21 protein-coding genes are annotated in these 22,481 nt (G+C 71.7%); 3 read left to right on the plus strand and 18 right to left on the minus strand.

Features of this window, described 5'->3' with window-relative positions; translation table 11 throughout:
• Positions 1-112 precede the first annotated feature (112 nt).
• Genes AB0L53_RS23390 through AB0L53_RS23400 form a run of 3 tightly spaced genes read right to left on the minus strand, consistent with a single transcriptional unit; the run spans position 113 to position 3,151 of the window.
• Complete coding sequence (locus tag AB0L53_RS23390; protein ID WP_363997319.1) at positions 113-1,336, minus strand: pyridoxal-dependent decarboxylase, exosortase A system-associated; 1,224 nt, start codon at positions 1,334-1,336, stop codon at positions 113-115.
• Positions 1,333-2,886, minus strand: coding sequence for an acyl-CoA ligase (AMP-forming), exosortase A system-associated (locus AB0L53_RS23395; protein WP_363997322.1), 1,554 nt, complete (start codon positions 2,884-2,886; stop codon positions 1,333-1,335). The genes AB0L53_RS23390 and AB0L53_RS23395 overlap by 4 nt, the downstream gene beginning before the upstream one ends.
• A 34-nt stretch (positions 2,887-2,920) precedes the next feature.
• Positions 2,921-3,151, minus strand: coding sequence for a phosphopantetheine-binding protein (locus tag AB0L53_RS23400; protein WP_363997325.1), 231 nt, complete (start codon positions 3,149-3,151; stop codon positions 2,921-2,923).
• A gap of 273 nt (positions 3,152-3,424) precedes the next feature.
• Between AB0L53_RS23400 and AB0L53_RS23405 the strand changes: the two genes are divergently transcribed.
• From AB0L53_RS23405 to AB0L53_RS23415, 3 genes are read left to right on the plus strand one after another with little or no spacing between them, the layout of a single operon-like run.
• Positions 3,425-5,128 carry a condensation domain-containing protein gene (locus tag AB0L53_RS23405; RefSeq protein WP_363997328.1) on the plus strand — a complete coding sequence of 568 codons (1,704 nt, stop codon included), beginning with the start codon at positions 3,425-3,427 and terminating at the stop codon, positions 5,126-5,128.
• A gap of 21 nt (positions 5,129-5,149) precedes the next feature.
• Positions 5,150-6,034: an LPD16 domain-containing protein gene (locus tag AB0L53_RS23410; RefSeq protein WP_363997330.1), complete on the plus strand. Its 885-nt coding sequence runs from the start codon at positions 5,150-5,152 to the stop codon at positions 6,032-6,034.
• Positions 6,035-6,073: 39 nt separating this feature from the next.
• Positions 6,074-7,228, plus strand: coding sequence for a cysteine desulfurase family protein (locus tag AB0L53_RS23415; RefSeq protein WP_363997333.1), 1,155 nt, complete (start codon positions 6,074-6,076; stop codon positions 7,226-7,228).
• Positions 7,229-7,281: 53 nt separating this feature from the next.
• Here the strand turns inward: AB0L53_RS23415 and AB0L53_RS23420 are convergent, their stop codons facing one another.
• The 15 genes from AB0L53_RS23420 to AB0L53_RS23490 all read right to left on the minus strand — a co-directional run bounded on the left by AB0L53_RS23420 (position 7,282) and on the right by AB0L53_RS23490 (position 22,480).
• Positions 7,282-8,277: a hypothetical protein gene (locus AB0L53_RS23420; protein WP_363997336.1), complete on the minus strand. Its 996-nt coding sequence runs from the start codon at positions 8,275-8,277 to the stop codon at positions 7,282-7,284.
• A 68-nt stretch (positions 8,278-8,345) separates the two neighbouring features.
• On the minus strand, positions 8,346-9,494 hold the full coding sequence (locus tag AB0L53_RS23425) for an ABC transporter permease (RefSeq protein WP_363997339.1): 1,149 nt from the start codon (positions 9,492-9,494) through the stop codon (positions 8,346-8,348).
• A gap of 80 nt (positions 9,495-9,574) precedes the next feature.
• Complete coding sequence (locus AB0L53_RS23430; protein WP_358536500.1) at positions 9,575-10,753, minus strand: ABC transporter permease; 1,179 nt, start codon at positions 10,751-10,753, stop codon at positions 9,575-9,577.
• A 2-nt stretch (positions 10,754-10,755) separates the two neighbouring features.
• Positions 10,756-11,694, minus strand: coding sequence for an ABC transporter ATP-binding protein (locus AB0L53_RS23435; RefSeq protein ID WP_358536498.1), 939 nt, complete (start codon positions 11,692-11,694; stop codon positions 10,756-10,758).
• Positions 11,691-12,686 (minus strand): right-handed parallel beta-helix repeat-containing protein, encoded by a 996-nt coding sequence (locus tag AB0L53_RS23440; protein WP_363997343.1) that lies wholly within the window; start codon positions 12,684-12,686, stop codon positions 11,691-11,693. The genes AB0L53_RS23435 and AB0L53_RS23440 overlap by 4 nt, the downstream gene beginning before the upstream one ends.
• Positions 12,674-13,243 carry a hypothetical protein gene (locus AB0L53_RS23445; protein WP_363997346.1) on the minus strand — a complete coding sequence of 190 codons (570 nt, stop codon included), beginning with the start codon at positions 13,241-13,243 and terminating at the stop codon, positions 12,674-12,676. The genes AB0L53_RS23440 and AB0L53_RS23445 overlap by 13 nt, the downstream gene beginning before the upstream one ends.
• Complete coding sequence (locus AB0L53_RS23450) at positions 13,240-14,028, minus strand: alpha/beta hydrolase (RefSeq protein WP_363997349.1); 789 nt, start codon at positions 14,026-14,028, stop codon at positions 13,240-13,242. Before AB0L53_RS23450 ends, AB0L53_RS23445 begins: the two co-directional genes overlap by 4 nt.
• Before the next feature lie 11 nt (positions 14,029-14,039).
• Positions 14,040-14,900: a nuclear transport factor 2 family protein gene (locus tag AB0L53_RS23455; RefSeq protein ID WP_363997352.1), complete on the minus strand. Its 861-nt coding sequence runs from the start codon at positions 14,898-14,900 to the stop codon at positions 14,040-14,042.
• Position 14,901: 1 nt separating this feature from the next.
• Positions 14,902-15,327 (minus strand): phosphopantetheinyl transferase, encoded by a 426-nt coding sequence (locus tag AB0L53_RS23460; protein WP_358177345.1) that lies wholly within the window; start codon positions 15,325-15,327, stop codon positions 14,902-14,904.
• Positions 15,324-16,229: an ACP S-malonyltransferase gene (locus tag AB0L53_RS23465; RefSeq protein ID WP_363997356.1), complete on the minus strand. Its 906-nt coding sequence runs from the start codon at positions 16,227-16,229 to the stop codon at positions 15,324-15,326. Before AB0L53_RS23465 ends, AB0L53_RS23460 begins: the two co-directional genes overlap by 4 nt.
• A 52-nt stretch (positions 16,230-16,281) precedes the next feature.
• The gene (locus AB0L53_RS23470) at positions 16,282-17,148 is read right to left on the minus strand and encodes an alpha/beta fold hydrolase (protein ID WP_363997359.1); all 867 of its coding nucleotides are present in this window, start codon (positions 17,146-17,148) and stop codon (positions 16,282-16,284) included.
• Positions 17,145-18,386: an FAD-dependent oxidoreductase gene (locus AB0L53_RS23475; protein WP_357942045.1), complete on the minus strand. Its 1,242-nt coding sequence runs from the start codon at positions 18,384-18,386 to the stop codon at positions 17,145-17,147. The genes AB0L53_RS23470 and AB0L53_RS23475 overlap by 4 nt, the downstream gene beginning before the upstream one ends.
• Complete coding sequence (locus tag AB0L53_RS23480) at positions 18,383-19,147, minus strand: nitroreductase family protein (protein ID WP_363997362.1); 765 nt, start codon at positions 19,145-19,147, stop codon at positions 18,383-18,385. The genes AB0L53_RS23475 and AB0L53_RS23480 overlap by 4 nt, the downstream gene beginning before the upstream one ends.
• On the minus strand, positions 19,144-21,390 hold the full coding sequence (locus AB0L53_RS23485) for a beta-ketoacyl-[acyl-carrier-protein] synthase family protein (RefSeq protein ID WP_363997365.1): 2,247 nt from the start codon (positions 21,388-21,390) through the stop codon (positions 19,144-19,146). The genes AB0L53_RS23480 and AB0L53_RS23485 overlap by 4 nt, the downstream gene beginning before the upstream one ends.
• 25 nt (positions 21,391-21,415) lie before the next feature.
• Complete coding sequence (locus AB0L53_RS23490; protein ID WP_363997368.1) at positions 21,416-22,480, minus strand: glycine cleavage T C-terminal barrel domain-containing protein; 1,065 nt, start codon at positions 22,478-22,480, stop codon at positions 21,416-21,418.
• Position 22,481: the final 1 nt, after the last annotated feature.

Raw genomic sequence — 22,481 nt, forward strand, 5'->3', positions numbered from 1 at the left:
GTGGGCCGGCGCGACAGCCCCCGCCGCGCCGGCCCACGGATCCCGCCCGCAGCAACAAAGCACCCGCCAAAAGGCCCGCAGTAGGCACTGCGGGCCTGCCTTCATTTCGGGCTCAGACCAGCACCTCGACCGGCGCCGGGTGGCTCAGGAACGCGGTGGGGCTCGCCGTCAGCCCGTACGCACCGGCCTGGAACAGCACGATCAGATCCCCCACCCCCACCTTGGGCAGCGAGACGTCGTCCCCCAGCAGGTCGAGCGGGGTGCACAGGCAGCCGACCACCGTCACGGGCTCCTCGGGCGGGTCGTCCATCCGGTTCCCCACCGCGATCGGATAGTTGCGCCTGATCACCTGGCCGAAGTTGCCCGAGGCGGCGAGCTGGTGGTGCAGGCCGCCGTCCACGACGACGAACACCTTGCCGCGCGACTCCTTGCGATCCACCACGCGCGTGACGTACACACCCGCCTCGCCGACCAGATAGCGCCCCAGCTCGACGACGAGCCGCGCCTTCGGCAGCCGGGGCCGGACCAGCTCGTCGACCAGCCGCGCCAGGTTGTCGCCGATCGGGCCGAGGTCGAGCGGCCGGTCGCGCAGCGCGTACGGGATGCCGAAGCCGCCGCCGATGTTGACGTAGCGCACGGGCCCGGGCGCCGCGTCCGCGAAGCCGAGAATCAGCTCGACGGTACGGCTCTGCGCCTCGCAGATGTTGTCGACCCGCAGGTTCTGCGACCCGGCGAACACGTGAAAGCCCTGGAAGTCGAGGTCGTCGCCGGTCAGCCCGGCCAGGACCGCGGGGATCCGCTCCGCGTCGATGCCGAACTGCTGCGGCCCCCCACCCAGCCGCAGGCCGGACCCGCGGATCGCGAAGTCGGGGTTGACGCGCAACGCGACCCGCGCGGGCACGCCCACGGCGGCACTCGCCGACCGGACCCGCTCCACCTCCAGCTCGGACTCCAGCTCGACGGTGACGCCGGCGGCGACCGCCTGCGTCAGCTCGGCCATGGACTTGCCGGGCCCGGCGAAGCTGATCCGCGAGGCGGGCACCGGGGTGTCGAGGGCGTGCCGCATCTCCTGCGCGGAGGCCACGTCGAAGCCGTCGACCAGGCCGCTCATGTGCTGGAGCAGGGCCGGCATCGGGTTGGCCTTGACCGCGTAGCTGAGCTCGATGTCCTCGGGCAGGGCCGCACGCACCGACGCCACCCGCCGGTTGACCAGCTCCCGGTCATAGGCGAAGAACGGCGTGCTCCCCACGCGGGCGGCCAGCCGCTCGACAGGGACGCCGCCCACGGTGAGCTGGCTGTCGCGCCTGCCGTACCAGCCGCTCGGGATGGCGGTCACCAGGTCACCGACCTGCGCAGCTCCGTACGGTCGAACTTGCCGTTGCCCGATCTCGGCAGCCGGTCGCGCACCACCACCCGGCGCGGGACCATGTAGCGCGGCAGGTCGCGTTCGAGCGCCTTGACCAGCGTCTCGGTGTCGCACGAAGCGCCGCTCGGCCCGCTGACGACGAGCACCACCTGCTGGCCGAGCGTGTCGTCGGCGACGCCGAACGCCACCGCCTCGCCCACCAGCCCGGTGGCGTAGGCCGCCTCCTCGATCTCGCTGGGGCTGACCCGGTATCCGGAAGTCTTGATCATCTCGTCGGTACGTCCCACGAAGTAGATGAATCCCTCGTCGTCGCGGTAGGCGACGTCGCCTGACCAGACCGCGAGCTCGCTCCCCCACGGGCTGCCGCCCGGTGGGTAGGGGCGGAACCGTTCGGCGGTGCGTTCGGGGTCGTTCCAGTAGCCGAGCGCCACGAGCGCGCCACGGTGCACGATCTCCCCCTTCTCGCCGGGCTCGCACACGCCGCCGTCCGGGCGTACGACGAGGATCTCCGCGTTGGGAATGGCCTTCCCGATCGAGTCGGGCCTGCGGTCGACCTGCTCGGGGTCGAGGTAGGTGGAGCGGAACGCCTCCGTCAGCCCGTACATGAGGTACGGCCTGGCCTGCGGGAACGTCGCCCGCAGCGAGTCCAGCGCGGGCTTGGGCAGGCGCCCGCCGGTGTTGGCGAAGTAGCGCAGGCGACGGGTGGCCGCCTCGGGCCAGGTCTGCGCGGCGAGTTGCAGCCACAGCGGCGGTACGCAGGTCAGCCCGGTGACGCCGTGCCGCGCGCACAGGCGGACGACCGCGCCGGGCACCAGGTAGTTCATCAGGACGATGTGCGCGCCCGCGATGAAGGAGGTGGTGAGCTGGCTGAAGCCGGTGTCGAAGCTCAGCGGGAGCACGCCGAGCACCACGTCGTCGCGGGTGTGGCCGAGGTAGCGGGCGACGCTGCGGGCGCCGGCGAGCAGGTTGCGGTGCGACAGGACGACGCCCTTGGGGTTGCCGGTGCTGCCGGAGGTGTAGAGGATCGCCGCCACGTCGGCGTCGATCGCCTCTTCAGGAGCCGATGTCTCGTCGTCGGAGGCGCACAGCTGGGGCCAGGTCGTGATCGGCAGCGGCTCTGGGACGCGCGGCCGGTCGCCGATGAGGATCAGGTGACGCAGCGACTCCACCTCCTGGAGCCGGGCGCCGACCAGGCGGTGCCGCTCGACCGAGGTGACCACCGCGACCGCCCCGCAGTCGGCGGCCACGTAGCCCACCTGCTGCGGCTTGAACAGCGGATTGACCGGGACGAACACCCCGCCGGCCGCGGACACGGCGAGCATGGCGACGACGGTCTCGATCCGCTTCTCCAGGTAGACGACGACCCGCTCACCCCGGCGCAGCCCGAGCCGGCGCAGCCCGCTCGCGGCGCGGCCGACGCGGCGGGCCAGCTCGCCGTAGCTGAGCGTTTCGTCCTGGTACGTCACGGCGGGGCGGTCAGGGTCGCCGCACCGCACCACGTCGTCGACTCGCGTCAGCATCGGCGATCCTCACACTCGTAACGGCGCTCGCTCGTCACCGACGGTTCCTTGGGGGTGGATTAGCGGGGACGTTAAGGAGAAAGGACAGTGCCTGCCACAGCGAGCCGACGGTGTCGAACGTCTCCTCGTTGAGGAGGTCGTCGGGCAGCTCGATGTCGTAGCGGTCCTCGATGTCGGCCAGCAACCGCACGACGCCCATCGAGTCGAGCCCGAGGCCCGCCAGCTCGTCGGAGGCGGAGAAGTCGCCCGCGTCCGCGTACGGCAAATGCGAGCGCAGAATATTCTGAAACTCGGGTGGTATTTCCAACATAGTCACCGCGCCACCTCAGGCCGAAAGCCGAGCCGCTCCATGCTGTTCGCTCCGAGCTTGGCCGAATGCGTGACGACGCGTCAAGACCGCCATTCTCGAAAAGCGGCCTGAGCCATTGGCAGGTAATCGCCTTCCGGAGCCGGTCATCGGCCCCCGGTTGTCGCACCCCTGACCGGCGCAGATTATGAAGCACATTAACCGGCTACCGGCGCACATGGGGAGGCTGAGTTGTCCGCCGCGAAGAACGCGAATCTGTGCTGGGGCCAGCGTTACATGTGGCTGAAATACCACCGGCTGCCGCCGGGCGAACGGCATGACACGCACATCGTGCTGCGGCTCGCCATCCCGCACGACGTCACGGTGGCGAACTGCCGCGCGGCGATCAACTATCTGACGCGCCGCCACGAGTCGCTGCGAACCACATACCACCTCGACCCCGGGCCGGAGCCGCGCCAGCAGGTGCACCCGCCCGCCGCGCTGCCGATCCTTCTGGTGACCACCGAACGCGATGGCACCCCCGCCCCCGCCGAGATCGTCGAACGGCTCGGCACCACCGACTTCCGTCTCGACACCGACTGGCCGATCCGCGCCTGCGTGATCACCACGGGCGGGGCTCCCAAGCAGATCGTCCTGGTGCTCAACCATCTGGCCGTGGACGCGTGGACGGTTCGGGAGATCAAGCGGGAGCTCACCGTCCAGTGCGCCGGCTTCAGCTCCCGACGGCCGGCCGCATTGGAACCGGTCCGCAACCAGCCGTCGGACCTGGCCCGGCACGAGTCGTCGGCCGAGGCCACCGCCGTGGCGGCCCGCTCCCTGGCGTACTGGGGCGAGGAGATCGCCCGTCTCCCGGCCGACCCGTTCGCCGCCCGACGCGCCCCCGACGGCGACCCGACGACCCCGGACCGCGAGCCGCTGACACCCGAGCGCGACCCGGTGGCGCGGAGTGCGACGTTGACGTCTCCTTCGTTGCTCGACGCCGTGCGGCGGATCGCCGCCGCGGACCAGGTGTGGCCGTCGCTGGTCCACGTGACCGCGTACACCGCCATGATGGCCGCCTACACCGGCCTCGGGACGGTCGCGCACCTGTCGTTCTCCGGCAACCGCGAGCCCGGCCCGTACGCGGGCGTGATGACGTGCATGTTCGCGCCGATGCTGGTGACCGTCGACTGCCACGACGACCCGACGTTCGCGGAGCTGCTGCGCCGGGTGGCCGAGCGTTTCGAGCTCGCCCGGACGCACTCGTCCGCGCCCTACGACGAGGTCGTGGAGCTGGTGTCGCGTGAGGGATCGCGGCGTGGCCGGCCGGTACGCCTCGGGTCGGAGGTCAACTTCATCAAGCAGCGCTCCAGCGAGGCGCGGGCGCGGCGCACCACGTTCGCCTGGAAGACGGTGCCGACGGCCTGGGCGTACGAGGAGATGGACACGTACTTCAGGATCGACGAGTGGCGTGACGCGGTCGTCGTCGGCTTCCACGCCAGGTCCTCGATCATGGGAGCCGGTGACATGGAGCGCTTCCTGCGCGGCTACGAGACCGTCCTGCTCGCCGGGGCCGACATCCGGATCAGCGACGTCACGCGCCTCGCCGGCTTCAGCACACCGGCGACCCACAGCACACCCGCCCCCGACAAAACACCCGAGAACGCCCCCGAGGCCGAGCAGGCGCTCGCCGACGTCGTCCGACAGGTGAACGGGCTCGGCAAGGTGGACCTGTCCGACAGCTACACGCTCGCCGGCGGCCGAGCCCTGCGGATCCCCCGGGTCCTGGCCCTGCTGGCGGCCCACGGATGGGCGGGCGCCTCCGTCCACCACCTGACCGGCCCCCAGCCGCTGCGGGCGCTGGCCCGCAAGCTGACCCCGGTCACCGCAGCGCCCCCCGAGATCACCCCGGAAGCCGTCATCGAGTCTCCGAGGCACGTACTCACCCAGCCCTGACCCACCCTGGAGTGGTCCACCATGACAGACGCGCTCGCCGCCCGAGTATCCAAGAGCCACCAGCTCGTCGGCTCCGAAGAGGAGCTGCGCCGGCTGATAGACCGTGAGCTGACCGCCTCCGGCATAGAGAACCTGGTCGTCATGGGCGGCCATTTCATGCTTTTCGAGGACGAGGGGAAGCTCGTCCCCGGCGTCATCGGGGCGCAGGAGTCCGAGGTGATGCGGCGCCGGATCGCCGGCCGGGTGGGGATCTTCCCGGAGTACAGCTGGCAACTGTCGGCAGAGCTCCTCAAGTCGTACGCGCGGACCTGCACCGACGCGCGGCTGCTCCTGCTGGTCAACGACTGGCAGTACGTGCCCACGTCGGGCCGCCCGGCGAGCGAGCTGCGGGCGGAGTTCTTCGAGCGCTTCACCGGGCTGCCCGCGGAGTACGAGCGGATCCTGGGCGAGGCCGGGTTCGGCCCTGACCGCGTGCTGCCGAGCCGCAAGCACCCGCTGGCCTTCCCCGAGACCTGGCTCAAGTACCGCTTCCAGAAGGCCGCCGACCGGTTCGTCAAGCAGGGGCGGCTGGAGAAGCGCTACCTCGAGTCGGGCACGAAGGACACCGAGGTGGCCTTCCTCGACGACGAGGGCAACTACCGCACACTGATCAGCTGCGGCATCACCGGATGCGCCGGCGAGATCACCGAGATGATCTCGGAGGTGCACAGCGCCGGCTACCGGGCGATCGTCATCTTCGCGCCTGGCGAGTGTCTCGCACCCGTCCAGACGGGCGTCGACATCGCCCTGGAGCTCTACCGCCTGTCGGACATGCTGGTGATCATCGCCGACCCCGGCGGGAGCGGGGAGATGTCCACGGACGAGATCTACTCGAAGCTCGTGACGGTCAGCACGTTCAGGAGCTGACGCGGCGCGAGACGGACCACCGAAAGTGACGGGCCGCCCATGAAGATCATTTATCTGGACAACTGCGCCACCACCCGCGTGGACGACGAAGTGGTCGACGCGATGCTGCCGTACCTGAGAGAGGACTTCGGCAACCCGTCGTCGCCGCACGTCCTCGGCAAGCGGGCCCGCCGCGCGGTGGACCTCGCCGCCGTGTCCGTGGCCGAGCTCCTGGGCGCCGACCCGCGCGGCATCGTCTTCACCTCCGGCGCGACCGAGAGCAACAACATCGCGCTGCTGGGCATGTTCGCCCATGAGGAGCGCGCGCCCGTCAACGCGCTGTTCTGCCCGACCGACCACAAGTCCGCGCTGGCCATCGGCCGGGCGCTGGCCGGGCGGGGCATCGAGACCCGCACGATGGCGGTACGCCAGGACGGGCTCATCGACCTGACCCGGCTGACCGAGCAGCTCGACGTCCACTCCCGCGTCGCCACCGCCGCCCTGGTCAACAGCGAGATCGGCGCCATCCAGCCGATGTCGGAGCTGGCCACGCTCTGCCATGAGGTCGGCTGCCTGCTGCACGTGGACGCCGCCCAGGCGGCCGGCCGGATCCCGATCGACGTGGTCGAGGCCGGAGTGGACACGCTGTCGATCTCCGGACATAAGGTGCGCGGCCCGAAGGGCATCGGCGCCCTGTACGTGCGGCCCGGCGTGCGCCTGCGGCCGATCACGTACGGCGGCGGCCAGTACGAGCTGCGCAGCGGGACCATCCCGACGCACCTCGTGGTGGGGCTGGGCAAGGCGTGCGAGCTGGCGCTGCGGCGGCTCGACGACGACTGGATGCGGGCCGTACGGCTGCGCGAGGCGGCCCTCGAACTGCTCACCACCCGTCTTCCGGGTGTACGGATCAACGGCGATCCGCTCAACGGAGTGCCTCATGTGCTCAACCTGGTGCTGCCCGGGGTCCGGGGGGAGAGCCTGGTCTCCAGCCTGCGTACCGTGGCCGTGTCCACCGGGTCCGCGTGCAACTCCGACTCCCAGGAGCCGTCACACGTCCTGACCGCGATCGGGGTGAGCGCCGAGGACGCGAACAGCTCCATCCGGATGTGCCTCGACCCGCGCATGGCGTTCGACGAGCTGGTGCGGGGTGTCGAGCTGGTCTGCGAGCGGGCCCTGGACCTGGCCGAGGTGTCGGTCGCGATGCAGGCCACATGACGTACGGCAACGGGCCCGCCGGGGGCGGGCCCGCACAGACGACCGAACACTTGTCATGCGCCGTTGGGCAGGAACTTCCTGGCCGCTTGCACCCCGGCCTGGAATCGGCTGGTCGCGTCGAGGTCGCGCATCAGCGTGGCGATGTGCCGGCGGCAGCTGCGTACCGACATGCCCAGCTTGCGCGCCACGACCTCGTCGGTGTAGCCCTTGGCCATCAGCGCCGCGATGGCCTGCTGGAGGTCGTCGGCCACGTCGGCGTACCCGGCCTCGACGCCCTCCAGCGGCGTGGCCGTCTCCCACAGGTGGTTGAACAGGTCCAGCAGGAACTGCGCGACCCCGTGGTTGTGCACCCGCGCCACGTTGGTCTCCCCGTCCGACAGCCCGAACAGCACCACCAGCGACCGGTCGAACACCACGGCCGAGCGTGGGATGTGGCTGACGGTGCACACCGAGGCCCCCGCGTCGGTCAGCTTCTTCATCCTCATCCGGGTGGCGAGATCGGCCCGGTTGCGGTGCTGGCAGATGATGCGCACGGTGATCCCCCGCCCGAGCAGCGGTGAGTACGCCTGCGACAGCTCGTCCGCGTCCGTCAAGCTCGACTGGAGCACCAGCACCTCGTCCCGGCACGAGTCGCCGGCCGTCTTGAGGAAGCCCCGGACCTCCATCGACCCCACCAGATACTCGATCGCGCTGGGCGCCGAGGTCCTGCCGGTGTAGTCCTGACGGAACACGTTGATCCGCTCGCGGATCTGGTCGATCAACTCCCGGCGCTGGTAGATCTCCCGTTCGACGGAGGAGACCAGCGAAGCGGCGGCCACCTCGGGATCCACGGGGACGAACCGGCGGCCCGCCCTGTCCTCCATCATGAGCAGGCGGTTCTCCACCAGATGGGCCACCGCCTCGTGCATCTCATGCAGGCCAATGCCGAGATCGGCGGCGGCCACCTCAAGCGCCTCGATCGCACCCTTGCGGGCCGCGTAACGGTAAACGTCGGTGGCGTGGTCGCCGCCCACGGGGGCCATCCCCGGAAAGAACGGAATAGTCGTCATCACGATCTCCCATCAACTCAACGGAACTCTCAGGTGAAGGTTGGGAAGCGGCGGTTGAAACGGAACGCTCAGGTGAAGGTTCGGGTGCGGCGGTTGAACAGGAACAGCGACAGGCCGAGCAGCGCCGCCGCCATCCCGGAGAGCACGGCGACCTCGGGGAGCACCGTGCCGATGCCCGTGCCGGGCTTGGTCAGCGCCAGCAGCGCGTCCATGCCCCAGGCGTGCGGGAACAGATAGCCGAGCGAGTTGAGGAAGTCCCCCGCCGACTCCCTGGGCCACAGGCAGCCGCCCAGCATGCCGAGCACGATGCCCAGCGGCGGGCCGATGGCGGGCGCCTGCGAGGGCGAGCGTACGAGGCTGCCGACCAGGATCGCGGCACCGGTGGCCACCAGGGAGAACGAGCCGACCACCGCGGCGACACCCAGCGGGTCGCCCCACGACACGCCGAACACCAGCGAGCTCACCACCATGATCAGCAACGACTGCGCGACGGCCACGACGAACCTGCTCAGCGCCTCCCCCGCGAGCACCGACCGGCGCCTGACGGGGGCGGTGAGCGCGCGCTGGATCATCCCGAGCCGCCTGCTCTCGGCGAGCGCGGCGGCCACGGCCATGGAGTTGATGAAGGTGAACAGCAGCAGGTTGGCCGGGGCCGTGTAGGCGAAGCCCCTGGGGGCGGCGCCGGGCGTACCGGAACCGACGACCGCGACGCGGCCCGAGTCGGCCTGTGCCTCGCGCACGCGCGCGGCGGCCTGCGCGGGCGTGGCGCCCGCGGCCTCGACGGCCCTGGTGGCCTCCAGTACGGCGGCCACCCGGCCGACCGCGACGTCGACGGCGCTGCGGGCCGCCATGCCGCTGCCGTTCATCTGGGTCATGACGAGTTCGAGCTTGGTCGAGCCGGCCGGGATCACCAGCCCGGCGGCGAGGGACCCTTCACGTACGCCCGACTGGAGGTCCTGTTTGGTCGCCACGGGTGTGATGGCGAGGTCGGGGTGCGCGCGCAGCTCCTTGAGCACGGCGGCTGAGACGGGATCCGAGCCGGCGGCCACGACGCCGACGGGCAGCTTGGCGGCCCCCACGGCACCCCCGCCGAGCGCCATGCCGACGAACACGATGTTGACGAACGGCATGATCACCATGAAGAACAGGCCGACCTTGTCACGGGAGAGCCGCCGCAGGTTCGCCGCCACCAGCGCGAGGATGGGATGCGGCCGCACCCGAGCAGCCTCATGCGGCCGTGTCCGAGCCGCCTCACGTGTCCGAGCCGCCTCACGTGGCCGCGCGGCCTCTTGTGGCCTCATCCGAGGAGCCCCTTCCTGAAGCCGGCCGCGGCCAGGCCGCCCGCCACCAGCGCGATCGCGCACAGCACGCCGATCGGGACGATCACCGTGGTCAGTCCCCCGCCGGAGCCCGCGAGCCGGATCAGCCCGGTCGACGTCCAGCCGTTCGGGGTGAGCAGCGCCACCTTCTGCAGGAAGCCGGGCAGGTTGTACAGCGGCACCAGGCTGCCGCCGAAGAACGCCATCACGAACGAGACGACCATGGTCACCCCGTCGGCCTGGGCATCGGTCTTGGCCCGGCTGGCCACCAGCATGGTGATCGCGGCGGCGGCGAGCACGTGCGCGACCAGCAGCGCGAACACCGCCACCGGGTCACCCCAGCTGGTGCCGAAGATGAGCGAGGAGGACGCCCAGGTGGCGACGACGCTGACCACGCCCAGCCCGAACCCCACCAGGGCCTTGCCGGCGATCGGCGTCCACTGCGGGATCGGCCCGGCCCGCATCCGGTCGAGCGTGCCCTGCCGCCGCTCGGTGAGCAGGCTCCTGAACGAGGCACCCACCACGAAGAAGGCGAACAGGGCGGCCATGCCGGAGCCGTAGTACACCGACAGGTCGATCTTGCCGCCCTCCATGGGGTCGTCGGCCAGGCTCAGTCCGGGCCCGGCGGCGCCGTTGCGCTCCACCAGCTCCTTCACCCGGTCACCGGGCACGCCGTACGCGAGCGAGGCGCGGACCGCGAGCGTGCGGGCGTCCACCACCGAGGAGATGCGGTCGACGATGGCGTTCGCCACCACGCCGGCCAGCGGCGACTCGGCGGAGGTGAGCACCGCGACCTGTCCGCCCGAGCCCGCGCCGACACTCTTGGTGAACCCCTGCGGGAACACGATGGCCGACCCGATGTCGCCGGCGTCGAGCGAGCGCTGCGCCTCTTGCCTGCTGGGCAGGTCGCGCAGCGTCAGCGTGCCCTTGAGCTGTTCGTTGGACATGACCTCCCGCCGCACGCTGGCGGAGAACTCGCCGCGGTCGAGGTCGACGAAGCCGATCGTGGCCCGCAGCGGCGGGTCGTCCCCGCCCAGGGCGAGGCCGAACAGGGTGGCCAGCGCGATGGGCACGATCAGGGCGACCACCAGGGCCGTTCCATCGCGTACCCGGGTACGCAGTTCCAGCGCGGCGACGGACATCAGGGGTCTCAGCATGATCAGTCCCGCAGCTTGCTGCCGGTGAGGTGGAGGAAGGTGGCCTCCAGGTCGGGTTCGATGACCTCGACGGCGGTCACGGTGGCGCGGCCGTCCACGGCGGTGATGATCGCGGGCAGCACGTAGCGGCCGCCTTCCGCGAGCAGCCGCACCGAGCCGGTGCCGGTCCTGACCGCCTCGACTACGCCTTCCAGCGCCTGGAGCTTGTCGAACGCGCCGTCCACGTCGCCGTCGAGCATCAGCTCGATCTTGTCGGCGCTGCCGACCATGGCGACGAGCTCGTGGCGGGTGCCCTCGGCGACGATCCGGCCGTGGTCGATGATCCCGACCCGGTGGCAGACCCGCTCGACCTCCTCCATGTAGTGCGAGGTGTAGAGCAGGGCCATGCCGTCGGCGACCAGCCGCTCCACGCCGTCGAGGATGGCCTTGCGGCTCTGCGGGTCGACGCCGACGGTCGGCTCGTCCAGGATGAGCACCTCGGGCCGGTGCAGCAGGGCCGCGCCGATGTTGATCCGCCGCTTCATACCGCCCGAGTACGTGCCGAGCTTGCCGTCGGCCCGGTCCGACAGTCCGACCAGGTCGAGCACCTCGCTGATGCGCGCCGCCAGCTCCCGCCGCGGCAGGCCGAACAGCCGGCCGAAGAAGCGCAGGTTCTCCCGCCCGGTCAGCTCCGGGTAGAGCGCGATCTCCTGCGGTACGTAGCCGATCTTCGCCTTGGCGGCCAGCGGCTCGGCGGCGAGGTCCGTGCCGCACACCGTCACGTTCCCGGTGCCGGGCTTGAGCAGGCCGACGAGCATGGAGATCGTGGTCGTCTTGCCCGCGCCGTTCGGCCCGAGCAGGCCGTACGCCTCGCCGGGGGCGATGGCGAACCCCACATCCTGTACGGCGAGCACGTCGCCGAACCTCTTGCTCAGGCCGGTACAGGCCAGAGTCGCGGTCATCGGCCCCACCCGTCCGGCTCGCCCTTGTCGCTGGTGTTGCCCGCGCAGACCTGGCGTTCGAGGTCGACGCCGAGCTGGTGGTCGAGCGGGCTGTTGCCGGTCACCCGGTTCCACAGGATGTGGTTGTCCATGGCGTCGTCGCCTCCCCAGTCCTTGGACGAGCCCATGACGAACGCGGCGCCCATGACCGACTCGCCGCTGGGATGGTTGTCGTGGATCCGGTTGTCCACGACGCTGACCCGGTGCGTCCCGATCAGCGCCAGGCCCACGCCGGAGATCGGCGGGCCCGCGGCCCCCAGCGCGTCGGGGGCGTCGCCGCCCGCGGCCAGGCCGTTGCCGTACAGGTCGTTGCCCGAGACGAGGCAGTCGCGCACGCCGCCGTCGGGCTCGCCTTCGTAGGTTTGGTTGAGCATGAGCAGCCCGGCGGCGTTGCCGCGGCAGGTGTTGCGCAGCACCCTGACGCGGGAGGAGTTGTCGACGAAGATGCCGAAGGCGTTGGCGAAGCTCTCGTTGTCCGCCACCAGCCCGTCAGCCTCGGGGCAGAAGCTGAGCGCGATGCCGCCGTACTGGCTGCCTGACGTGGTGCAGCCGGTCACCTCGCAGCGGCTCGACTCGCGCACGTAGACGCCCCAGACGGCGTTGCCCGCCGTCTCGACGTTCCGCACGGTCAGGCCCGTCACGGTGTGGGCGTAGATCCCCGCGCCGGTCGAGCCGCGCACGCTCAGCCCGGCTATCGTGACGTCGCCGACGCCGTGCAGGCTGATGCCGCTGACGACGTCCGCCGCCGCGTCGTGCAGCTTCGGGATCCCCGCCGGGACGGAGTCTCCCGGGACCAGCACTGTGCGGCCCGCCCCGGCGCCGGTCAGCGTCACGCCGTCGTGCCTGATCCAGACGTTCTCCGCGTACGTGCCCGCCGCCAGCTCGATCGTCGCTCCGGCGCCCGCCTCGTCCAGCGCCCGCTGGATCGACTCACCGGGCTTCACCTGGGACATCCTGGGTCTCCCTCTCTGCGGCCGAAACCGTCGCCGTACATGTCGCCATCACCGTCACCGAAACCGTCGGCGTACACGATCGCCAGGGAGACGAGCAGCCCCGCGCCCATCCCCCACCGGGCCGCCCCGGCCACCCGGCTCCGGCGGGGCGCCAGCCGTACCAGGGCCGCCTGCTCGCTAGCGCCCCGGACGGCGTAGGACGAGCCGCCCGTCAGCGCGAGCCCGGTCGAGGCGGTCAGCTCCGCGGCCGCCTCGTCGAGCAGCCGCCGTGCCCAGGCGGCGGGCCGCCCGGCGCGGGCCTCGAAGTCGTGCCAGGTGAAGCCGGGCGGACGCCCGCCCACCGCCTTGATGAAGCTCTCCTTGACGGAGAAGGCCACCTCCTCCGCGCCCAGCTCGCGCTCGGCGGGCGTGGTGAGGTGCTCGGTGAACACGGCACCGCCACGCCCGGCCGCCCTGGCGAGCCGATCCGCGTCCACGATGTCCACCCCGACCAGCACGGGAGGGAACACCGGAGGGGCGGCCGGCCGCATGAGCTGTTGCCCGGCGAACAGCGTCATGCCGCGACCTTGGCGCAGCGGGCCACGAACGGTTCGAGCACCGCGTTGTACTCGTCCGGCCGCTCGATCATCGGGATGTGCCCGCTGTCCTCGACCACCACCACGTCGTTCTCCGGATAGTCGGCCAGCAGTTCCAGCCACGGGCCGACCGGCGTCATCCGGTCGTGCCTGCCCCAGACGTACAGGGACGGGCAGCGGACCTTGTCCAGGGCCGGCTTGACCTGGTAGCGGCGGGTGGCCTTGAGGCTGCGGGCCATGCTGACCATGGACTCCGGCTGCCGGAGCATGGTGCCGACCTCGTCCATCTGCGCCCGCGTGAAGTACGGCTCCGTACCGTGGAAGAGCGCGGACACCATGCGGACGCCGAAGTCGTCGCCGAACGGCTGCACGCTGGCCCGGCGGTCGAAGCTCAGCCCGACGTCGGGGTCGGGCGTCAGCCCGGGGGCGCCGCTGACCACGATGCCCTTGATCCGCTCGGGGCGGCGGCCGGCCAGGTCGATGGCGACCAGGCCGCCGAGCGAGTTGGCGCAGAGGACCAGGTCCTCGACGCCGGCCTTGTCGCAGGCGGCCAGCAGCGCGTCGCCGAGCCGCTCGATCGAGCCGGCCACCCGGCGGTCGAGCGCGCAGATCGCCTCGTGCGTACGCAGCACCGGCACGCCGGCCTCCGCCAGGTAGCGGTAGGGGTGCTCCCAGATCCAGCCGCCGGCGAACAGCGCGGACATGAAGACCACGGCGGGCCCGCCCTCGCGGTCGCCGAGCCGATGCTCGGTGGTGAAGTCGGACATGAAGGCTCCAGTCACAGTAGGGAGGCGTCGCCCGGGACCCACCCGCAGCCGCAGGCGGCGTCCGGTCCGACCCGGACGACGGTGTCGCAGTCGGGGCAGCGGGCGTACTCGCGGATGTCGGAGGGGATCCAGACGCTGGTGAGCACCCGGGTGCACAGGCCGCCCTTGAAGAAGCGGCGCATGCTCCGCTGGTGCGGCCGGGCGTGCACCGCGCGGACGGACTCGGGGCGGTCGAAGGCGGTCACGGTGAACTTGCGGTCGCCGACGTCGAACGTCGCCAGGCCGAGAAAGCCCTTGGAGGCCCGCAGCGACTTGACGACCTCCACGCTGAGCAGGTCCACGTCCGCCGCCTCCGCGTCGTCGCGTACCTCCAGCCAGGTCAGGGTCAGTACGCCCGGCGGCTCGGTACGCCCGGCGGGGACGCGCGCGCTGACGCCGAACTGCCTGATCCCGCCCGTCTCCGCGTCGGCCGCCGGCACGAACCGCGCCGAGTAGCCGAGCGCCTCCGCGACCGCCAGCCGGTCGAAGCGGCGCCGTACGCGCGGACCGTCCGGGCCGAGGGTCACCAGGTCGGCTCCCTGGACGCCGACGGTCCCGCCGACGGCGGGCATGCCCAGGTAGGGGGCGCGGTGGTCGGCTTGGAGCGTCCACCAGAGCGTGACGGCCTCACCGTCGCCGACGACCTCGTCCACGACGAATTTCGGCCGCTGGAAGCGGGCCAGCGTGGCAGCGGCGTGGGCGGCCAGCGCGGCCCCGCTCAGCTCACCGCCGGAGTCGGGGTCGCTGTAGGAGGCGGCGGTGGCGGCCACGGCCTCGGGGTCACCGGCCTGCCACGCCTCAAGGTGCCGCTCGGCGGCCTTCCTGGCGTCCATGTCATGCCTCGTCTTCGTCTTCGGGCAGGCGCGCGGAGGCGACGGCCACCGCGAGCACCTTGCCGTCGGTGTGGCTGAGCGAGAGCCGGATCTGCTGGCCGGACCCGGCTGCCGCGCGCAGCGCCCCGGCGAGCCGGACGGCCGGCGGGTGCCCGGTGTGGCAGACGGCGGTCTTCGCGCAGTTGGCGGTGGGCCTGGGCAGCACCTCCGCCTGGCCGAGGTGCTCGGCCGTGGCGGAGACGCCGAGGAGGCGGAGCACCGCGTACTTGCCCGCCAGACGCCCGGCCCAGTGCTGGAGCGTGCGACCGTACCCGGACCTGAGGCGCTCGGCCGCCGTGTACACCTCTTCGAGGCGCATGTCGCCGACCAGCTCCTGAGGCCGGGAGAGCCCGGCGAAGCCGACCATCGCGCTGCCCCACCGGTTCATGCCGCGATCTCCCTGGACAATCGCCGGAGGGTGGCGGGCTCGGCCAGGCTCAGGCAGCGCGCGCCCGCCCGGCGCGACAGGCCCGCGAGTACCTTGCTGTCGCCCACCTCGACGCCGGGGGCGAATTCCTCCACCGCGTTCACCGTGTCCGTCCACCGCACTCGCCCGGTGAGCTGGGCGACCAGCGCGTCCCTGAGCGTGGCGAGGTCGGTGGTGGGCTCGCCGGTCACGTTCGGGACCACGGGTACGAGGGGCTCGCTCATCGGCGCGGCCCGCACCGCCTCGGCCCACGCGGGGACGGCCGCCGCCATCAGCGGCGAGTGGAAGGCGTTGCCCACCCGCAGCGGCACGATCTTGCTGGCCCGGGTGGCGAGCTTGCCCAGCCGGTCCAGGGCCGGTAGCGCGCCGGAGACCACCACGTGGCCCGGCGCGTTCTCCAGGCCCACGACCAGCGGCTCGTCGGCGGACCCCGCCTCGGCGGCCAGCGCCTCGACCTCCTCGACCGGCAGCCCCATCACCGCGCGCATCCCGCCCATGTCACTGACCTCGGCCATCAGCCGGGACCTGAGCTCGACCAGCCGTACGGTGTCGGCGAGCGTGAGCACGCCCGCCGCGTGCAGCGCGCTCAGCTCGCCGACGCTGTGCCCGGCGACCACGAGCGGCTCGAATCCCTCCTCCAGCAGCACGGCCAGCGCCGCCAGGTTGCACGCGGTCACCGCGACCTGCGCGTGCTCGGTCGCCACCAGCCGCTCCAGCGGCCCGCGAGCGCACAGCGGGGTGATGGGCTGTGCGAGCAGCGCGTCAACCTCGTCGAGCCGCGCTCGCGCCACGGGTCTGCGACGCAGCCACGCACCCATACCGACACGGACCGTGCCTTGTCCTGGGAAGAGAAATCCAAGCATTGCGCAGCACTCCTTTCGCCCAAACTCCCTCTCGCCTAAACTCTCCTTTCGCCTACAGCCGCCTGCGCGGTCGCCTCTCCTCGTGCGCGGCCTGCTCGGTGCCGAGGAAGCCGAGGAGCAGCTTGTTCACCTCATCGGGGGCGTCGAGCGGGAGCCAGTGGCCCGCGTCCTCGACGCGCTCGTAGCGCCAGGGCCCCTTCACGTACTTGCCGGAGGCCGACATGCCCTCCTCCAGCAGCGCCTTGTCCCCCGCTCCCCAGATGCCGAGCGTGGGCGCCAGCACGGGCGGGAAGGGGCGGGCCGGCCGCAATTCGGCCTCGGGCGAGCGGTTGGCGCGGTACCAGTTCAGGCCCGCCGTCAGGGCGCCGGGCCGGGCCAGGTCGCGCAGGTAACGGTCGTAGTCGCCGTCGCGGCCCATGATCTCCTTGAACAGCCGCCATCCGTTGCGCCGCAGCAGCTTCTCGCTCACGCCGGGGAACTGGTAGAAGAGCATGTACCAGGAGGCCATCCGCTGCTCCAGCGACGGAGTGGCGAAGACGCCCGGATGCCCGACCGACAGCACCGCGAGGTGGTCGAGCCTGCGGGGCATCAGGAAGGCGTACATCCAGGCGATGGCCGCGCCCCAGTCGTGGCCGACGATGTGCGGCCGGCGGATGCCGAGCTTCATGGTCAGGGCGACGACGTCGTTGACGATCGTCTGCATCCCGTACGCCTCGATCTCCTGCGGCTTGCCGGAGTCGCCGAACCCGCGCAGGTCCGGCGCGATCACCCGGAAGCCGCCCTCGACCAGGGCCGGGATCTGGTGCCGCCACAGGTAGGAGGAGTCGGGGAAGCCGTGGAGCAGGATGACGGGATCGCCTTCGCCCTCGTCCACGTAGGCGAGCTCGACGTCGTTGACCTGGACTCTCTTCTTGTTCATGCCGTCTCCCTGAACAACCGCTCGGCGAAGAACTCGCTGAAACCGAACTCCGGCACGTCCTCAGGGGCGACCATGTTGAGCAGCCCGGTCACCTGCGCGGCGAAGTTCTTGGCCATGAGCTTGCGGACCCGGCGCCGCCGTTCCGTGGCCGCGGGCCCGAACTCCACGTGCAGCCTGCTGATGATCGACGCGCCGAAGTCGAGGCGCTCCAGGCGGAAGTCCCGCTCCTCCAGGTACGGCGCGAACGCCGCGGGCGACCAGTCGTCGCCGCCGAGCAGGATGTCGCAGACGGTACGGGAGTCGCGCAGGGCGCAGGAGAGCCCGGTGCCGAGCACGGTGTCGGCGTTGCCGGCCTCGTCGCCGATCAGCACCACGCCCTCGGTCAGCGGCGGCCCCTCAGGGACGCTGGACACCGACGGCCACACCGACAGCGGGCCCGCCGGTACGGCCTCGGTCACCGCCTTGCCCCTGTCGGGCAGGCAGTCGAGCTCGAAAGCGGCCAGGAAGCGCTCGACGCCGCCGGGACCGCGGTAGCGGAGCTTGTTGACCGTGGGGAAGTTCAGGTAGAGGCGGGCCCGGCCATAGCCCTGGGGGAACACCATGAACATGACGTCGCCCTCGGTGCCCATGGCCTGGACGTCGGCGGGCCAGCCGTCCATGCCCTCGACCATCATGCCGCCGCCCCAGTGGTGCATGGAGTTGCGCATCCGGACGCCGATCTGACGGCCGACGGTGTTGCCCCGGCCCGTTGCGCCGAGCACCATCCTGGCCCGGATCTCCTGCGGGCCCTCTTCGGTCTGGTAGGTCACCACCGGCTCGCGACCCGGCGTGACGGTGACCCGGGCCGCGTCAAGCACCAGTCGGGCGCCGCTGTCCACGGCCTGCGCCGCCATCAGTTCGCACACCTGGTGGTGCGGGAACGACATCGGCCCGCCGATGCCGGGGATGAAGCGGGTCATGTCCACCGCTTCGACCTCGTCCTCGGTGACGGCCTCGTCCCAGGTCATCCATTCCCGGATCTCCCAGCCGCCGCCCGCCCCGAAGCAGTCGTAGACGCCCAGCCGCTGCGCCTCCCTGATCCCCCAGGGGGCCAGCCACTCGCCGCGGACCAGGTCCCGGTACTCCTCCTGCTTCTCCAGCAGCACGACGGACAGCCCGCCGGCGGCCAGCTTGCAGGCCGCCGAGGCGCCCGCGATGCCGCCTCCGGCAATGACGACGTCGGCGTAGTCGACGGTCATGCCTCCCACCTCTCCCAGTACGTACGTTCGTGGGCCCCGTACCGATCCGCCGGCCGGAACTCGGTGCCGAGCGTGTAGGCGACCGGGATCAGGCACACCTGGGTGACCCCGGTCGGGATGCCGAGCAGCTCGCCCACCTGACGCTCGTGGGGGACGTGCATGCAGGTGATCGTGCTGCCGAGGCCCCGGCTGCGCAGTGCCAGCTGGAACGACCAGATCGCCGGGAAGATGGAGCCGTAGAAGATGCTCGCCCGCATCGGGCCGTGCTGGACCAGGTGTCCCGGGTCCTCGGGGACCTTGTCGGCCATCCGCCGGTCCCAGGCCGTGTTGATGGCCTCGATGTCCGGCGGGCGGCCCAGGACGCAGGGCATGACCAGAACGGGCACCCGCCCGATGGTCTCGACCAGCGCCTCGGCCGAGTCGTAGTTCTTGCGGGCCTGCCGGTTGTTGCGACGTCTGCCCGCGTTCGTCCACATGTCGTTGCGGTGGAACGTCCAGGAGGTCGAGATCATCTCGGCGATCCGCTCCTTGACCGCCGGGTCGGTGATCACCAGCCAGCGCCAGTTCTGGTGGTTGTTGGCGGTCGGGGCCTGGACGGCGACCTGGAGGGCCTCCTGTACGACCTCGCGGGGCACTGGCCGGTCCAGGTCGAGCCGCCGCCGCACCGACCGGGTGGTGGTCAGCAGCCGGTCCGTCTCGGCCACGTCGAAGGGCGGTGCCTGCGCGGGGCCGAGGATCTCCGACTTCAAAATCACAGTCATGGCGCCCCCAGCAGCACGGCGCCGCGCACCGAGCCGGGCGCGGCGGTCAGCACCAGCGCCTGGCCGATCGGGTCGGGCAGGTCCGGCTTGGTCACGTACGAGGCCGGCTCGCCCGCGTGCGGCTCGACCAGCCCGGTGAGGGCGGGCGCGATCCCGTCGCGGATCGCCAGGGCGGCCATGACGATGTTCATCGCGCCGGTGGCGGCCTGGCAGTCGCCGGTGAGTCCCACCGACGTGGTGAGCACCGCGTCGGGCAGAGCGGCCAGCACCGCGGCCGACTCCTCGGCATCGTCCGGCACACCGGTGCCCGCACCGACCACCAGCTCGGGCCGGGCACCGGGCAGCCGGGCGAGCACCCGCGCCACCAGATCCCCGCCGCTCGCGTGGCCGGTCCCCATGACCCGCGCGTACGGCCGGCCGCCACGTCTCGTGCAGTGCTCGGCCGACTCCACCAGGAAGGCCACCGCCGCCGACCCTGGAACCGTGCCGGAGTGCCGCCGGTCGTACGGCGACACCACGGCGTCGCCGACAGTCGTGACGACCGTCTCGTCGGCCGCGACCACCAGCACCACGTCCGCCTTGCCCGCCCTGATCATCTCCAGCGCGCAGTCGAGGGCGATCGAGGCCGAGGCGCCGCCGTTGCAGATCGTGGTGGTGGGCCCGCGCAGGCCGAGCGTCTGGCAGACCGCGCCGCCGGTGGCGTTCAGCACGACGTTGGAGAAGCTCAGCACGGCCGGCTTGTTCGGGTTGGCGGCGATGCTCTCGTCGAACCCGCCGGTGCTCTCCGCCGACCCGGCGCCCGTGGCGAACACCAGCCCGACGTCGTCGAGCTCCTTCCTGGGCAGCTGCAGCCCGGCGTCCTCCCAGGCCAGCCGGGAGGCGGCGATAGCCATCCTGGACAGGTGGTTCATGTGCCGCCACAGCGAGCGCGGCGCGAACGTCCGCCCGTCGAGCGACGGCGCCTGCCCGGCCGCCTGGCGCCCGGTGACGATCGCCTCGGCCACCTCGCCGATGCCGGTGCCCAGCCCGCTGACGGGTCCGAGCCCGGTGATCACGGCCGCCGCCTCCGGCAGCTCGTCGTACTCCCGCGCGGCCCGTGGCGTCGTCAGCACGAGCGAGACGTTGTTGCCGCCGAACGCGTAGTTGTTCGACACCACGGTGTCGAACGGCAGCTCCCGTGCCACGTTGGGCACGAAGTCCAGGTCACCCGGTACGGCGTCGTCGGCGAAGCCGATGGTGGGCGGCGCGGTGCCGTGCCGCAGGGCCAGCACGCTCGCGACGGCCTCCACCGCGCCGGCGGCGCCCAGCGTATGGCCGACGAACGACTTGATGCTGCTGGTGGGCACCCGCCCGGCCCGCTCGCCGAACACCACCCGCATGACCTTGGCCTCCATGGCGTCGTTGGCGGGGGTGCCGGTGCCGTGACCGCTCACGTAGCCCACGTCGTCCGTGGTCAGGCCCGCGTCCGCGAGCGCCCGCCGTACCGCGCTCGCCCCTCCCCGCCCCGTGGGGTCGGGTGCGGTGGCGTGGTAGGCGTCGGCCGACAGGCCGTAGCCGGCGACCTCCGCCAGCGGCGTGGCGCCTCTCGCCAGCGCCCGGTCCAGCGGCTCCAGCAGCAGGAACGCCGCTCCCTCGCCGAGGTTGAGCCCGTCGGAGTGGCTGTACGGGCGGCACGGGCCGGTGCTGAGCGCCTTGAGCCCGGCGAAGCCCGCGTACGTGCCGAACAGCAGCGGGTCCACACCCCCGGCCAGGACGACGTCGGCCTCGCCGGTGAGGATCTTGTCCTTGGCGAGGCCGACGGCGTTGCCGCCCGCCGCGCAGGCGGTGGACACCAGGATGCGCGGGCCGCGCATGCCGAGCCGGTCCGCGACCACGTCCTCGGTGCGGTGCATGGGCTGATAACGACCCGCCGCGTCGGGGGTCGCCTGGCACTTGCCGAGGATGATGCCGAACCGGTCGGGGTCCGCGCCGGTCAGGCCCGCCCGCTCAATCGCCTGGCGGGCGGCGATCAACGCGAGCCGGGCGGTACGGTCCAGGCCGGCGTCGGACTCCGGTAGCCCCCCGTCGATCCACTCGTCGGGTACCTGGCCCGCGTGCCGCGCCTCGAACACCGCGAAGTTCTCGTCCAGGACCGGCGTGAGACCGCCGGTGCCCGACACGAGCCGCTGCCAGAACTCCGCGGGATCGCGGCCGATCGCACAGATGATGCCCAGGCCGGTGACGACGACAGGCCGCAGCGCCATGCTTGTCTCCTTCTCAGAAGGCCGATCAGATGATCGGGATGCTCCAGCTCTTGGGCACGATGTACGGGCTGGTCAGCGTGGTCACCTCGACGCCGTCAACGGTGAACTCCAGCCCGGCGGCGGCCAGTTCGGCGTCGACCCTGGCCAGCCCGAGCGTGGCGCCCAAGCCGGCGCTGCGCACCGCGTGCACCACCTCGCCGATGTCCTGGCCGCCGGCCAGCACCCTGGCGCCCGCCTCGGGGATGGCGTCGCCGCCGGTGAAGCCGACCGTGCGGCGGCCCTGGCCCGACTCGAACGCCGCCAGCACCGCCTGCCTGCCGACGAACTCGTCCTTGGTGACGTCGACCAGCCAGTTGGCGCCGATCTCGATCACGCTCGCACCCGCCGTCGCCTCATGGCGCGGGATCGGCTGGCGTACCTCCAGCATGGCCAGCTCCAGGGCCTCCTGGCCGGCCGCTCCCGCGTGCTCAAGCGCCTGGCACCACAGCTCGGCCGCGGACTCGGTGGGCACGATCATCTGGTAGCCGTACTCGCCGGTAAAGCCGGTGCGGGCGAAGATGATCTCGGTGCCGTTCCACTCGGTCTCCACCACCGACTCGAACGGCAGCGAGGCCAGCTCGCCGTCGATCAGCCGCCCGACCACGCCCCAGGCGTACGGCCCCTCCAGGGCCAGGACCGTGAGGTCGGCCGACCGGTCGGTGATCACCACGCCCTCGTCGTTGTGCTCCTCCAGGTGCTCCAGCAGGCGCGTACCGGCGCCGCAGGAGCTCTCCAGCAGGATCCCGTTCTCCCTGCCGAAGGCCAGCACCTGGTCGACGACCTGCCCGGACTCGTCCAGGACCAGGCTCATCATGCAGCGCTCCGAGGTGAGGTACTCCACGTCGCGGGCGAGCAGCCGCTGCGCGAAGTCCACGGCCGCGGGCCCGGTGATCTCGATGAGGCGGTTCCCGCCCAGGTCGAGGACGGCGGCGCGCTCCCTGAGCACCCGGTACTCGTCGGCCGACTCGGAGAAGCGCAGCGGGACCGAGCTGTCACCCACCTCGCCGTAGACGGTGCCCTCCGGATGCAGGTTCGCGAGGACGGTAGCCATG

Origin of the sequence: Nonomuraea sp. NPDC052129, assembly GCF_040680095.1 — a bacterium.
Lineage (GTDB): Bacteria > Actinomycetota > Actinomycetes > Streptosporangiales > Streptosporangiaceae > Nonomuraea.